Source organism: Amycolatopsis sp. Poz14 (genome assembly GCF_006704225.1).
GTDB lineage: Bacteria > Actinomycetota > Actinomycetes > Mycobacteriales > Pseudonocardiaceae > Amycolatopsis > Amycolatopsis nivea.
This window is the reverse complement of sequence record NZ_JACLHD010000001.1, coordinates 9,289,093-9,303,407: the sequence shown is the minus strand read 5'-3', so window position 1 is coordinate 9,303,407 and position 14,315 is coordinate 9,289,093. Positions and strand designations below refer to the sequence as shown.

At 68.0% G+C, this 14,315-nt stretch carries 12 protein-coding genes; 6 read left to right on the top strand and 6 right to left on the bottom strand.

The window, feature by feature from the left end:
* Nucleotides 1-200: 200 nt before the first annotated feature.
* A complete protein-coding gene (locus FKO37_RS43170) occupies nt 201-1,853 on the top strand; it encodes a sialidase family protein (protein WP_238608128.1) in 1,653 nt (550 codons plus the stop codon).
* A gap of 47 nt (nt 1,854-1,900) precedes the next feature.
* Here the strand turns inward: FKO37_RS43170 and FKO37_RS43165 are convergent, their stop codons facing one another.
* From FKO37_RS43165 to FKO37_RS43150, 4 genes are read right to left on the bottom strand one after another with little or no spacing between them, the layout of a single operon-like run.
* Nucleotides 1,901-3,955: a glycoside hydrolase family 2 protein gene (locus tag FKO37_RS43165; protein WP_238608127.1), complete on the bottom strand. Its 2,055-nt coding sequence runs from the start codon at nt 3,953-3,955 to the stop codon at nt 1,901-1,903.
* 5 nt (nt 3,956-3,960) lie between these two features.
* The gene (locus FKO37_RS43160; RefSeq protein ID WP_238608126.1) at nt 3,961-4,836 is read right to left on the bottom strand and encodes a carbohydrate ABC transporter permease; all 876 of its coding nucleotides are present in this window, start codon (nt 4,834-4,836) and stop codon (nt 3,961-3,963) included.
* A gap of 1 nt (nt 4,837) precedes the next feature.
* On the bottom strand, nt 4,838-5,788 hold the full coding sequence (locus FKO37_RS43155) for a carbohydrate ABC transporter permease (protein ID WP_238608125.1): 951 nt from the start codon (nt 5,786-5,788) through the stop codon (nt 4,838-4,840).
* Nucleotides 5,785-7,170 (bottom strand): ABC transporter substrate-binding protein, encoded by a 1,386-nt coding sequence (locus tag FKO37_RS43150; RefSeq protein ID WP_238608124.1) that lies wholly within the window; start codon nt 7,168-7,170, stop codon nt 5,785-5,787. Before FKO37_RS43150 ends, FKO37_RS43155 begins: the two co-directional genes overlap by 4 nt.
* A gap of 129 nt (nt 7,171-7,299) precedes the next feature.
* Here FKO37_RS43150 and FKO37_RS43145 point away from each other — a divergent pair, with 129 nt between their 5' ends.
* The 5 genes from FKO37_RS43145 (at nt 7,300) to FKO37_RS43125 (ending at nt 11,608) form a co-directional block, all read left to right on the top strand.
* Nucleotides 7,300-8,331 (top strand): LacI family DNA-binding transcriptional regulator, encoded by a 1,032-nt coding sequence (locus FKO37_RS43145; protein ID WP_238608123.1) that lies wholly within the window; start codon nt 7,300-7,302, stop codon nt 8,329-8,331.
* Nucleotides 8,332-8,341: 10 nt separating this feature from the next.
* Complete coding sequence (locus tag FKO37_RS43140) at nt 8,342-8,641, top strand: GNAT family N-acetyltransferase (protein WP_238608122.1); 300 nt, start codon at nt 8,342-8,344, stop codon at nt 8,639-8,641.
* A gap of 186 nt (nt 8,642-8,827) precedes the next feature.
* Nucleotides 8,828-9,844, top strand: coding sequence for a S1 family peptidase (locus FKO37_RS43135; protein WP_043839525.1), 1,017 nt, complete (start codon nt 8,828-8,830; stop codon nt 9,842-9,844).
* A gap of 97 nt (nt 9,845-9,941) precedes the next feature.
* The gene (locus FKO37_RS43130; protein ID WP_238608121.1) at nt 9,942-10,784 is read left to right on the top strand and encodes a hypothetical protein; all 843 of its coding nucleotides are present in this window, start codon (nt 9,942-9,944) and stop codon (nt 10,782-10,784) included.
* A 68-nt stretch (nt 10,785-10,852) separates the two neighbouring features.
* Complete coding sequence (locus FKO37_RS43125; RefSeq protein WP_238608120.1) at nt 10,853-11,608, top strand: SDR family NAD(P)-dependent oxidoreductase; 756 nt, start codon at nt 10,853-10,855, stop codon at nt 11,606-11,608.
* A 35-nt stretch (nt 11,609-11,643) separates the two neighbouring features.
* Here the strand turns inward: FKO37_RS43125 and FKO37_RS43120 are convergent, their stop codons facing one another.
* Both FKO37_RS43120 and FKO37_RS43115 read right to left on the bottom strand, forming a co-directional pair.
* Nucleotides 11,644-12,060: a VOC family protein gene (locus FKO37_RS43120; RefSeq protein ID WP_134663351.1), complete on the bottom strand. Its 417-nt coding sequence runs from the start codon at nt 12,058-12,060 to the stop codon at nt 11,644-11,646.
* Nucleotides 12,061-12,093: 33 nt separating this feature from the next.
* The gene (locus tag FKO37_RS43115) at nt 12,094-13,380 is read right to left on the bottom strand and encodes a diguanylate cyclase (protein WP_199818059.1); all 1,287 of its coding nucleotides are present in this window, start codon (nt 13,378-13,380) and stop codon (nt 12,094-12,096) included.
* Nucleotides 13,381-14,315 lie beyond the last annotated feature (935 nt).

Sequence of the window (14,315 nt, the reverse complement as noted above, 5' to 3'; positions counted from 1 at the left end):
CGACTGCGCGGGCGGCCCGAACAGCTTATTGCAACGTGTGCAAACTGGAGTATTCTCAGTTTTTCACACGATGGCAAAGCGGCCCGGATCCCCGTGGCGGCCCTCTTCGAGACGACTCGGCGCGGCGGCGAGAGAAGGCCGCACGCGTGGGCCGTCGTGCCCAGGGGCCGCGGCGCTGTCCCGTCCTAGGAGTGACGCTCATGTCGCCTGGTCCCCTGGCTTCTCGATCTGGTCCACGACGGTGCGGCGCGCTGGTCGCGGCCGTAGTGCTCGTCGCGGCCGCGCTCCCGCAAGGCGTCGCCGTCGCGGCGACGACGTCCGGCGGAGTGCTTTACCGGCCCAGCACCGCGAGTGGTTCCACCGAAGACGCGAGCTATCCGCGGGTCATCCGCCTCGAACACAACGGCGGCGCCAACGGCACGCTGCTCGCGACGTTCTCTCATTCCGGCACCGGCGTCGGAAAGGCTAACTTCCCGATCTACCGCTCGACCGACAACGGCGTGACGTGGACTTCCTCGCCGATCAGCACGGTCACCGACACCCAGCACGGCTGGGATCTCGACGGCCCGACGCTCTACGAACTGCCGCGCGCCCAAGGATCGCTGCCCGCCGGCACGCTGCTCGCCGCGGGCACCGCGTGGAACCACGGCGACTACACGCAGCAGGCGGTGGAAGTGTTCGCGTCCACCGACCAGGGAGCGAGCTGGACCTACCGCAGTTCGTGCGCGGCCGAGTCCGGCATGGCCAACACGATCGGACACGGCATCTGGGAGCCGGAGTTCGAGACCACCAGCCACGGTCTCGTCTGCTACTTCTCCGACGAACGCCCGTCCTCGAACGGATACGCCCAGGTGCTCGCGCACACCGTCTCCGCCGACGGCGGCCTGACCTGGGGCAGCGAGGTCTACGACGTCGCGGTGCAAAACGGTGTCGACCGGCCGGGGATGGCCACCGTGGTCCCGCTGCCCAACGGCTCCTACGCGATGACCTACGAGGACTGCAAAGCCGGTGCCGACCCGGATCAGGCCTGCGACGTCTACATCAAGACCTCCGCGGACGCCGAATCGTGGAACCCCGGCAGCCTCGGCACCCGGATCGAGACCGCCGACCACCGCTTCCTGCTGCACACGCCGTACCTGACGTGGTCGCCCGCCGGCGGCGCGAACGGGACCCTCGTCGCGTCCGGACAGCGGGTCGTCGCGGGCACCGACGGATCGCTGGCCGTCCAGCCAGAAGACGGGCACGTGCTGTTCGTGAACCGGAACCTCGGATCCGGTGCCTGGCAGGAGATCACGACGCCGGTGACCACCGCTCCGACCGGCGGCTACGACGCGGGCGAGACGGCGTGCGCCGGGTACAGCTCCCCGTTGCTCGGCGCGTCGTCCGGCAACACCTTCCTGATGCTCGCGGGCACACACCTGTCCACCGGCAAATGCGAAACCGCCTTCGGCACGGCGACGCTGCCGAACGCGCAGGGCCAGATCACCGGCCCCGCGGGCAAATGCGTTGACGTGAACACCAACACGTCCGTCAACGGCAACGCGGTGCAGCTCTACACCTGCGGCATCGCGACCGGTCAGCAGTGGTCACTGGAAACCGACGGCACGATCCGCGCCTTCGACAAATGCCTCAACATCGTCGGCGGCAGCACTGCCAACTTCGCCAAGGTAGAGCTGCGCGACTGCCTTGGCACGCCTGCACAGCAGTGGCAGGCCCGCGCGGACGGATCGATCTACAACCCGCCATCGGGTCGCTGCCTGGACGATCCGCAGGCACAGACGGCGGACGGCACGCAACTGCAGATCTATGACTGCAATGGGCTGTTCACTCAGTCCTGGCACGTTCCTGCTTGAGCGGAAAGGGCGGTCAGCTCAAGCTGGCCGCCCTTTCCCACGAACGGTCACTCCCGCGCGCCGCGCCGGTTCAATTCCTCCACCACGGCCGCGTCCACGAAGGTCCGCGCTGCTGTCCCGCTTTCGGTCTCCAGCCACAGGTGCAGCCGCGCCGGGCCGCCCGGTGCGGGGACGGTCAGCGGGAACGCGTCGCTGAGCCGGAACGGTTTCGCTTGCGCGGAAACGGAATTCATCGACTCCGGGAGAGTTCGCGAGCCAGCGGCTCCCCACCCCGCGTGCAGTGTTCCCGCGATCGGTTCCGTTCCGGTGTGCGACACGTGCACGTCCAAAGTCAGCGGTTCCGCGGGAACCGGCAGGTCCGCGCCCGCGTGCGCCGGGACCAGGTCGACTACCAGCGTCGTCGGCGCGAACGCGTCGGCCGGGTCGAGCCCGCCCCAGTCCTTGGGCCGCCGGTGTGCGTCCAGCAGGCCCGCCATTTCGTGTTCCACATCGGTCAGTTCGGTGTAGATGTACCCGGAAAACCGGTCGTGCCTGCGGATTTCCTGCGTCTGCCAGCGCACGTGCCACGCTCGTTCCAGGCTGGTAAACCCCGCGCCGTATTCGCTGTTCAGCACCGGCACTCCGGAACGCGGGAAGCTGGCCGAGCCGTAGAACGATTTGTCGACAAGGAAGTCCGCCCGGAGCTTGACCTCGAAGGACTCCCGTTCGCCGGACGCGAGCGCGGCGAGGTTGTCCGCCCAGCGGCGCGGGTCTTCGTCGTAGTAGTGCCAGTCGACCAGATCCGTCTTCACGTGCGCCCAGCCGGAGTTCTCCACGATCGGGCGGGTGTCGTCGAGCGAGCGCAGGAGGTCGTAAGCGTGCGTTGCCGCGGCGGCGCGCTCGGGGCTGCCCGGGATGTCCCAGTCCAGGCCCCATTCTTCGTTGTACAGCCCCCAGATGACGATCGAGGGATGGTTGCCGTCGCGGCGGACGAGGCCCGGCAGCTGTGCCTCGAAAGCAGCGGCTGCGGCCGGGCTGAACCTGCTGGGGGCGGGCGGTTCGGCCCACACCAGCATCCCCATCCGGTCCGCGTGGTGCAGCCAGCGCGGCTCCTCGGGCTTGAGATGCTTGCGCACCAGGGAAAAACCGAGTTCCCGGGCCAGTTCGAGGTCGCGGACCAGCGCTTCGTCGTCCGGTGCGGTGAGCCCGCTCTCCGGCCAATATCCCTGGTCGAGCACCCCGCGCACGTACAGCCGTTCTCCGTTGAGATACAACGCTTCGCCGCGGGTTTCGATCCGGCGCAGCCCACCGGTCACGGTCAGCCGGTCGGCGTCGTCGCCCTCGCCGACGGTCAGCGCGATGGAGTACAGATGCGGTGATTCCGGGCTCCACAGCTGAGGGTCGGAAACGTCCAGCCGTCCGGAGAACCGACCGTCGCGCACCGGGAGGACGGTCTCGCGGCCTTCGAGTTGAGCGACCACGACCGCAGTCTCCGGAGCGTCGCCAGCGAGGTCGCCGGTGATGTCGAAGCCGGTCAGCGAATCGCCGCGCACGGAGACTTCGGCGGCGTACGTGCGCCCGCGGGCCTCCAGCCAGACGCTCTGCCAGATCCCGGACGTCGGCGTGAACGAAACGCCGTCGTAGTCGTCCCGCGGGATCGAACGCTGTTTGCCGTGCGGGATTTCGCGTTTGTCCGCCGGTGCCTCGACTTCCACGGTCAGCTCGGCGGGGCGGCCGGGTTCGAGCACGTCGGTGACGTCGAATTCGAACGAGCTGTACCCGCCGACGTGCGAGCCGATGGGCACGCCGTCGATCGAGACGGCCGCCCGGTGATGCACGGCACCGAAACACAGCACCACGCGGCGTCCGTTCCACTCCGGCGGAACCGTGACCGTACGGGCATAGACCGCGCGCGGCAGCCAGGTTCGCTGCACGCCGGAAGCGGCGGTCTCCCAGGCGAACGGGACGATGATCGACTCGGGAGCCCCGTCGTCGGCGATGAACCGCCAGCGGCCGTTGAGGCTCAGCCACCGCGCGGACCGGTCCCGGTCGGGGCGCGGGTATCCGGGCCGGGGAACCGCCTCTTCGCTGCGCGGGTCGGCGGCGTTCTCGGCAATCGTCATGTGTGTCAGCCCTTTACGCTTCCGGCGAGGATGCCGTTGATGAAATGCTTCTGCAGCACGATGAACAGGATCAGGAGCGGAACGAGCGCGATCGACGCGGCGGCGAGCAGTTCGCCGGTGACGGTCGCGTAATCCGATCCCACGCGGTTGCCCGAGATGTTCTGGGCGAGCGTCGAGAGAACGACCTGGAGCGTGGCCATCCGGCTGGAGCTGGCCGCCACCACCGGCCAGACGAAATCGTTGTAGATGTTCATGATCGTCAGCACGCCCAGTCCGGCCAGCCCCGGCCGGATCGCCGGGACGACCACCCGCCAGAAGATGCCGAACTCGCCGCAGCCGTCCACCCTGGCCGCGTCGAGCAGTTCGTCCGGCACCGCCGCGATCACCTGGCGCATCCAGAAAATCGCGAACGCGTCGACCGAACCGGGCAGGATCAGCGCCTGGTAGGTGTTGACCCAGCCGAGTTCCTTCATCTCCAGCAGCAGCGGGATGACGAGCACGATCGTCGGCAGCATCAAGGTGAGCAGCACCGCTCCGAAGATCAGGTTCCGGCACGCGAAGCGGTACTTCGCGAACGCGTAGGCCGCCAGCGGCGCGCAGAACATCGTGATCGCGCCCTTCGCCGCGAGCACGACGGCGGTGTTGAGAAAGCCGCTGCCGATCGGGACGTCCTGGAACATCCCGCGGAAATTGGCGAGGGTGAACGTCGCCGGGTCGAATCCGAGCGGATTCCGGATGATCTCGCCCGCCGGTTTGAACGAGGACAGGATCGCCCACACCACCGGTGCGAGCAGCGCGACGGTGAGCACGAGCAGGAACGCGTGCGAGGCGAGCAGCGGGCGGGCGGACTTCCGCCGCTCCCGGACGTCGAGGGTGGTCATGTCAGTCCTCCGCTCGCAGCAGCCGCACGAAAAGCAGCGACACCGCCATCACGATGATCACCAGGAGGAACGAGTTCGCCGCCCCGGTGCCGAGATCCGCGTGGGTGATGTGGTTGTAGAGGTAGAGCCCGGCGGTGGTGGTCGACGTGTACGGCCCGCCCTGCGTCACCACGTACGGCTCGGCGAACATCTGGAACACCGCCAGCGTCTGCAGCACGACGCTGAACATCAGCGACCGGCGCAGCAGCGGAACGGTGATCGACCACAGCTGCCGTATCCGGCCCGCCCCGTCGAGCGAGGCCGCTTCGTACAGTCCCCGGTCGATCTGCTGGAGTCCAGAAAGGACGATCAGCACGACGAACCCGGTGGTCTTCCAGAGAAACAGCAACGCCAGCGTCGGCTTCGCCCATCCGCTCGTGACGAGCCAGCCGACCGGCGGCAGCCCGACCGCGCCGAGCACCGCGTTCACCGCGCCGTTGTTCTGGTCGAACAGCACGATCCAGATCTGCGCGACCGCGACCAGCGGGGTCACGAACGGCACGACGAACGCCACGCGGTAGAACCCGCGCAGCCGTTTGATCGCGTTGAGCAGCACCGCCACGAGCACCGCCAGCACGATCTGCGCCGGGACGATCAGCAGCCACAGCACCCCGGAGTTGCCCAGCGACGACCAGAAGCCGTTGCTGGTCAGCAGATATCGGTAGTTGTCGAAACCGATCCAGTGCGCGGTGCCGGAGCCGTGCCAGTCAGTGAAGCTCAGGCGCAGCGTGAAAAACAACGGGTAGACGCTGAAAGCCAGGAACACCAGCACGAACGGCAGCACGAACAGGTAGGGGGCGAAGCGGCGGCGCCACGCGAAGGCGCGCCGCCGCGGTTTTCCGGCCTGCGGCCCGACGGACGGAGACGGCTCCCGGAAAACCTTCGCCTCGGCGGTAACGGAGCGAGTGGTCATTTGCGGTCGATCAGGTTGGTCTGGATGTCTTTGCTCGCCTTGTCGATCACCTGCTGCGGAGTCAGCGCGCCGTCCAGCATCTTCTGCAGATCAGTGCCGAGGTAGTCGACCGCGCCCGACCACCAGGCCGGGATCGGCGCTCCGCCGGGGATTTCCCGGCCGGCTTCGACGGCGGTCTTCCAGACATCCTGGCCGCCCATCGCGTCGATCGGCCGGAACAGCGGCTTCGCCGGATCGGCCGCGGGCAGGTAGGCGGGGACCGACGTGTTCAGCCCGCCCGGATAGACCGCGTTCGGACCGTAGACCGCGGTGTAGCCCGCCTGGTCGAACATCAGGAAGCGGTAGAACAGCCAGGACAGCTTCGGGTTTTTGGCGTCCTTGGGGATGACGAACGACGAACCGCCCATCGCTCCGCTGCGTGCGCCGCCGGCGTTCCACGCGGGCAATGGCATCGCCCGCCAGTCGCCCTTCGTCGTGGTCAATTGCTGCTGCGGGGCGAAGTCGAACCAGATCGCCCACGGGTAGAAGACCTCGTCGCCGGAGTCCAGCGCGCTCACGTCGCTGGGCTTGAGGTACTCCGCGCGGGTGCCGAGCCCTTCCTTGCGCACAGTGTCGAGCCAGGTCAGGATCTGGTGGTACGGCGGGGAATTCAGCCGCAGCTTGCCGTCCGGGCCGGCGAGGCCGGTGCCCAGCTGGCTGGCGAACATCTCGAGCTGGAGCTGGCTGTTGAAGGCGTTCTGTTCGAGGTGGATCGGCTTCGCGCCCGGCTTGAACTGCTGGTACTTCTTCGCCGCGGCGAGCAGATCGGCGTAGGTCTTGATGCCGTTCGGGTCGATCCCGGCGGCGCTCAGCGCTTTCGCGTTGTAGAACAGCAGCCCGGGGTCGAGGTCGAACGGAACGCCGTAGATGCCGCCGTTGACGGTGTTGACGTCGACCTTCTGCTTGGCGATGTCCTTGGTGTAGGGCGCGAGCACGTCCTTGAGGTTCCACAGGTGGCTGACGTAGCCGCCGACCTTGGCGTCGTCGAGGAACACCCCGTCGGGCACGTCGGTGCCGGTGATCAGCGTGTTCTGGAGCTTGCCGTCGATGTCGACGGCCTCGTGCTTGACCGTGACGCCGGGGTATTTCGCGGTGAACTTCTTGATCGCGGCGTCGAAGACCTTGTACAGGTCGCCCGAGCGGTCCCAGATCGTGATTTCGCCTTTCGGCGCGTCTTCGGACGGCGCCTGCAGCACGGCGTTGTCCGCCGCCGAACCGCCGGAGCTGATGTCCGGGCCGCAGCCGGTCAGCCCGGCGGTGAGCAGGGCCGCGGCGGCGACGGCGCCGGCCCGGCGGGCGAGGAGGCGGGCTGTCCGTCCGCTCCGTCGGAGAGTGGGGTTCATGGCACTCCTTTGTGCGGGACGGTGGCAACGCGGCGAGGCGCGCCGCGGATTTGCCAACGTAGGCAAACTGTACGACATGCTTGCACACGTTGCAAAAGGTAGGATGACTTTCCGGGCGGAAGGAGTTTCATGGCGGCGACGTTGCGGGACGTGGCGAACCGGGCGCGGGTTTCCGTGCGGACGGTGTCGAACGTCGTCAGCGGGTACGAGCACGTCAGCGAGAAGATGCGCCAGCGCGTGCTGAGTGCCATCGACGAACTCGGCTACATCCCGAATCCGGTCGCCCGCACGCTGCGCACCGGCAAGACCGGCTTGCTCTCGCTGGTGGTGCCCGAGATCGACGTGCCGTACTTCAGCCAGCTCGCCCGCGAGGTCATCGACGCCGCCGCGAGCCTCGGTTTCCAGGTGATGATCGACCAGACCGGGCACGACCACGAGCGGGAACGCCAGCTGCTGCGCGGCGGGGGCAGGCGGAACCTGTTCGACGGCATGCTGTTCGCGCCGCTCGCGACCAGCGAGGAACTGCGCGACGTGGACCCGGCCCGCTCGTCGCCGCTGATCCTTCTCGGCGAGCACGTCTTCGACAACCGCTTCGACCACGTGGCGATCGACAACGTCGTCGCGGCGCACGACGCGACGACGCATCTGCTCGACCGCGGCCGTACGCGCATCGCGGCGATCGGTGCCCAGCCGAAGGAGACGTACTCGACGCCGTTGCAGCGCACCGAGGGATTCCGCAAAGCGCTCGACGAGCACGGACTTGAGCCGGTGAACGCGTTGCAGGCCACCGCAGCCCATTACGGACGGGCCGACGGATACGCGGCTACGGCGTCGCTGCTTCGCGAATCCCCTTGCCCGGACGCGATTTTCTGCTATTCCGACCTGCTCGCGATGGGCGCGATCCGAGCGGTGTTCGACGCGGGTCTGCGGGTCCCGGAGGACGTCGCGATCATCGGCATCGACGATATCGAGGAGGGCCGCTATTCCCGCCCGTCGTTGAGCACCGTCTCGCTGGACACTCCGTTCATCGCCCGGACCGCGGTGTCCCGCCTCGCCGCCCGGATCGAGAACCCGGAGCTGCCTGCCGAGGAGTTCGTCGCGCCGCACACGGTGCTTGCCAGGGAGAGCACGGAATCGGGCCTCGCCGGCGGTGGTGTGTGAAGATGCGGGAATGAGCGAAGAGACCAGCGTTTCCCGCAACGACAGCGAAAACCGCTACGAAGTGTATGCGGACGGCAAGCTCGCCGGCTTCGCCGAGTTCACCCCGAAGGACACCGAAACCGTCTTCACGCACACGGAGATCGGTGACGAGTTCGGCGGCCGCGGGCTCGGCAAGGTGCTGGCGAAGGCCGCGCTGGACGATGTCGTCGCGCGGGGCGGCGTGATCGTGCCGGTGTGCCCGTTCATCGCCGGGTATCTGCGCAAGAACGAGGGCTACGCCGAGCACGTCCGGTGGCCCGGACAGCATTGATCCAGGTCGCGACGCAGGTCAGCGGCGCCGTTCGGGGTATTCCAGGTGGCCCGAACGGCGCAGTGGTGTCCGATTGGTCCGCATTTTTTGGTTATTAACCAACCTTCGTCGGTTTCGCGTTGGTTGCCGGGCAACAAAAGTGTGGGGCGTCCCACCGGTCGGTTCAGCCCACCTGGAGGAAGATCCATGACTTCCCGGAAGACGCTCGTCGCGGGATTCACCGCACTGTCGGCCGCGGCCTTGACCGCGGGCATGTGCGTGAACGCCGCCTCGGCAAGCCCGATGGCGTTCGCCCAGATGCAGGCACAGGCGATCACCCAGGCGACGCAGGTCGCCGACACGCTCGGCGCCGGAAACGGCGGCATCTACCTCGAACGCGGCAAGGCGGTCCTGAACGTCACCGACGCCGCGGCGCAGGAGAAGGCCAAGGCCGCGGGCTTCGCGACGAAGCTCGTCAAGCACAGCTTCACCGCCCTCACCGGCGCGAAGAACCAGATGGACACCGTCAAGAACGTGCCGCAGACGTCGTGGGGCATCGACACCAAGACCAACCAGGTCGTGGTGAAGATCTACGACTCGGCGTCCCAGGCCACGAAGGACAAGGTCGCGGCGGCCGCGGCGAAGCTGGGCGACGCGGCGCGCGTCGAGCACCGCTCGGGCAAGCTGGCCACCTACATCGCGGACGGCGACTCGATCAACAACGGCCAGTTCACCTGCTCCCTCGGCTTCAACGTGACCAAGGGCGGCCAGCCGTACATGCTGACCGCCGGCCACTGCACCAACGAGGGCGGCACCTGGTCCGGCGGCGACGTTTCCGGCGCGCAGGTCGTCGAAAGCGACTGCCCCGGAGCCGACTCCGGCCTGCTGACCCGCCCGAACGGCTCCGGTCCCGGCGCGATCAACACCGGCCAGCAGATCACCAGCGCCGGCACGCCGACCGTCGGCGAGCAGATCCAGAAGATGGGCCAGACGACCGGCGGCGGCAGCGGCGAGGTCACCTCGGTGGACGAGTCGGTCAACTTCGACGTCGGCGTCCTGAACCACGAGTTCGGCACCACCGCCCACACCGACCACGGCGACTCGGGCGGCCCGGCGTACGACGGCGAGAAGGGCCTCGGCACCCTCTCCGGCGGCGACACCCAGACCAGCTACTTCTACCCGCTGACTCTGGAACTGCAGTCCTACGGCCTCGAGCTCGCCTGAGGTTTATCGGTTCCACGGCCCGCCGTCCCCCTTCCGGGGCGGCGGGCTTCTTTCTGTGCGGCGGTTTTTGTCGTACCCGGGGCTTAGAGTTTTCCGCATGAAGCCGAACCCGGCCCGAAACCTTTGGACCGCCATAGAACCCCTCCACGCAGTCGTCTACTTTGCCCCGGAACCCGCCGCGGCGGCTAAGGACATCGGCTTGCGCGGTTGGTGGATGGGCTACTTCGCGGGCCGGGCGGCGCCACTCGGTCCGATCGGCCCGGAACCGGTCACGTCGATGTTCTTCGGGTTCGCGCCGCGGATGGTCGAGCGAGCGCTGCCGGACGCGTGGACGTTCGCTTCTCCCGCCGATGTTGTGCGCACGCGGGTGGAAGCGGTCGAAGCGACGTTGACGCGACTCCTCGGTCCGTCCACTGTGGACGAACTGGTCACGCTGCTGGAACAAGCTGTCGCCGCCTGCCAATTCGATGCCCGGCCACTCGCCGCGGCCTGGTCGGCGGTGCCTCGTCCAGACCGGCCGCTGGCCCGGTTGTGGCTCGCTGCTGCCGTCCTGCGCGAACACCGGGGCGACGGCCACGTCCTGGCCGCAGTCGCGTCCGGGCTGACCGGGCTGGAAACCACCCTCACCCACATCGCCACCGGAGCCACCAGCCGCGAGCAAGTCCAGCGCGCCCGAGGGTGGACCGACGAGGAATGGTCCGAGGCAACGGCAAACCTGGTCGATCGCGGTCTGCTCGACGCTGGCGGGTTGACCCCAGCGGGTGCGGAAGTCCGCCGGACCATCGAGGAAACCACCGACCGCCTGGCCGCCGCTCCGCTCGAAGCCTTGGGCCCGGAAGGCGTCGACCGGCTGCTGGACCTGGCAATCCCGTTGAGCCGGCGGATCATCGACAACGGAGGTGTGCCTATTCCGAATCCGATGGGTGCGGAACGTCCCTGAGAACGGTGTCGATTTCCCGGTTCCCCGCTCGACGCATTGGTGACAGGCACGAGAAGGGAGCCCGGAAGGTGCTGCTCGAAGACAAAAACGCGGTTGTGTACGGCGCTGGCGGAGGAATCGGCGGTGCGTTCGCGCGAGCGTTCGCGGAGGAAGGCGCGCGGGTCTTCCTGGCCGGACGTACTCGCGAGAAGCTGGACCGAGTCGCCGGGGAGATCCGCGCTGCTGGCGGGCGCGCCGACGTCGCCGTAGTCGACGCGCTCGACGAGAAATCTGTCGACGCGCATGCCGACGCAGTGGTCGAGGCTGCGGGCAGTCTCGACATCTCGGTGAACGTGATCAGCCACGGCGACGTCCAGGGGACTCCGATGGTCGAGATGTCGTTGGCCGACTACGAACAACCGGTAGTCAACGGCGTGCGCACCACCTTCCTCACCATGCGCGCAGCGGGTCGGCACATGAAACGCCAAGGCAACGGCGTCGTCCTCCTCTTCGGCGGCGACGGCGACCCGGTGCGCAACCACGCGGTCGGAGGTCTGCAGGTCGGCTTCTCCGCGCTGGAAGCGATGCGTCGACAACTCGCCGCCGAACTCGGCCGATACGGCGTCCGCACGGTGACCCTTCGGACGGGCGGCGTCCCGGAAACAATCCCCGCGGACTTCCCCGGTGCCGAGGAACTTAGTGCGGAACTCGCCGAACCGACCATGCTCGGCCGCACCGCGACGCTGGCCGATGTCGGTGCGGTGGCGGCGTTTGTCGCGTCCGATCGGGCCCGCACGATGACGGCCGCGACGGTGAACGTCAGCTGCGGTGCGCTGGTGGATTAGGCCGGTTCGACACGGGCGGTTGCCGTGGTCGAGGGTCAACTCTTGGCGCGCGCGGAGATCTGCTGGACGGCCCAGCTGTTGCCGTCGGGGTCGGCGAAGTGGATGAACCCGATGTTGTCGAGGTCTTCGAGCGCGCCGGTGCCCGGGTCTGAGCCGTAGACCTGGAGTTCGCCGACGTCGACGCCGCGTGCGACCAGCTCCTCGCGAGCCTTCCGGACGTCGGCGACGACGAGCTGCAGACCCTTCAGCGAACCCGGCGGCATGTCCGGGACCATGCCCTTGCCCAGCACGATCGAACAGCCGGATCCGGGCGGCGTCAGCTGCACCAGGCGCTGGCCCGGTCCGGGGTTGATGTCGTGGTCGAGGCGGAAGCCGACCTGGTCGACGTAGAACGCTTTCGCCCGGTCCACATCGGTTACTGGAACGACGACGACCTCGAGAGTCCAGTCCATGAGACGAGTTTTAGCGGTGGCCTGAGCAGGCGGTCAAGCGCTGGCCAGCTCGACGCGGTTGCGGCCCGCCTGCTTGGCGCGGTACAGCGCGGCGTCGGCGGCCACCAGCACGTCGTCGACGCTGGCGAGGTGCTTCGCCGGGTACAGCGCGCAGCCGATCGAGACGGTCAGGTCGCTGATCACCGAATCCTGGTCCGGCAGCGCGACGACCACCTGCGGGATCCGCCGCCGGATGCGGTCGGCGATGTGGCCGAGGTGTTCGGCGCTCGGGATGTCCGGCAGCGCGATCGCGAACTCCTCGCCGCCCCAGCGGCCGCACACGTCCTGCTCGCGGACCTCGTCGCGCAGCGAGAGGGCGATCTCCCGCAGCACCAGGTCGCCGGTGGGGTGGCCGTAGGTGTCGTTGATCGCCTTGAAGTGGTCGAGGTCCAGCAGCAGCACGCCGACGCTGTCCTGGTTCGCCCGCGCGCGTTCGAGGTAGCGCTCGGCGACCGTGCGCCACCAGCGTTTGGTGGCGAGCCCGGTGGTGACGTCGGTGCGCGCGTCGCGCTGGAACTGGGTGAGCAGCAGCCCGCGGTGCAACGCCACGAGCGCGATCACGACGCCCGCCAGGATCAGCGGGTTGGCCAGCAGCAGGAGCGCAGCGGTGACCAGGCCGAGGCCGATCGCGCCGGCTTCGAGGAGCTGGTCGCCGAAACCGGAGAACAGGTCGGCGAACGACCGCGGCGGGCTCGACAGCGCGATCGCGACCATGACGAGCGCGGTGTTGATCGCCCAGCGCAGCCCGGCGGCGAGAACGAAGACGATCAGGTCGACCAGGCCGGGCCCGAAGCCGTGGGCGAGCACTCCCGGGTACTCGTGCATCCCGAGCGCGAGCACCGCGACGGCGGCTTGCGTCCCGCACAGGACGGACGCGCAGGAGAAAATCCAGCGGTGCGGCAGGACCGGCCGTTCGCGCGGCCAGATCCGCCACCAGGCGACGGCGTAGGTGAGCACGACCATCGCCGACGCGAGGATCGCCGGCAGCGCCACTACGGCGGCGATGCTCCACACAGCCTTGGTGTCGACGTACGCGACGGTGGGTGCTCGGCTGTACTCGCGCTGCCGTTCGATGTGCCGGGTCGCCTCGATCGCGAGCGCCGCGCACACGGCGAGAACCCCGAAGCGGACCAGGTCGATCTGACGCACCGGCGCGAGCCACGCGGTGGCGAGGGTGGTGCCCACCGCCACGACGTTCACCAGCAGCACATACATGCGGACGTGAGAGGGCAGCCGCCATAGGCGCCAGCCTGTGAACCACCCGGCAACTCGTCCGCGCACTCTTCACCTCACCCGATTGGCTTCTACGGTAAACGACGAGGCGCGTTGTGTGCTGCCTGTCGTCCGGACTCTGGGAAGCCCCGGGGCGATTTCGCCCGGTCAGCCCAGCGCCAGACGGCCGGCGAGGGGAGGTGGCCACTGTGAGTAGTGACCAGCTGCTCCGAATCCGGGCCGGACCAGGGGATCCACGAGGGTCCCATTTGGCCCCCCATGGCCACATTCGGTGACCAGCCGACCGGCGATGACGTGCGAAAACCGCCGAAGGCGCGACTCTGAAACGGAGGTGACAACAGTGCGCGACAACAACTGGACGGCTCTTCGGTGACCTCGGTCTCCCTCGCGGTCTCGACTCGAGGTCGAGACTTCGGTCTTCGCAGATGAGAGGAGGTGCCCACAGTGCGGGACAACAACTGGTGAATGGGGCGGAGAAGGGAATCCGGGATGCGGAAAGGAGAGCTCGCGATGCGCGACAACAACTGGACTCGGTGAGACGGCTGAAACCACTGCACGAAATGTGCGCGGAGGAGGTGAACAACTGCCATGCGCGACAACAACTGGACTCGCTGAACGTGCTGAGTGCTGACCGTCGATCCGGAAGGGAGCTGCCGTCGTGCGCGACAACAACTGGACCCGCTGAATCTCTCGACCACCGACCGCCTAGCCACGAAAGGAGCCGCTGCTGTGCGTGACAACAACTGGACTCGCTGAATCTCGTGACCACCGACCGCCCAACCGCGAAAGGAACTGTCCCGTGCGCGACAACAACTGGTCCCGCTGAGCCCGTAACCACCGCCCGTCGAGACAGGAAGGGAGCCGCCGCCGTGCGTGACAACAACTGGACTCGCTGAATCCCGCGACCACCGACCGCCCAACCGCGAAAGGAACTGTCCCGTGCGCGACAACAACTGGTCCCGCTGACCCCCGCAACCACCGCC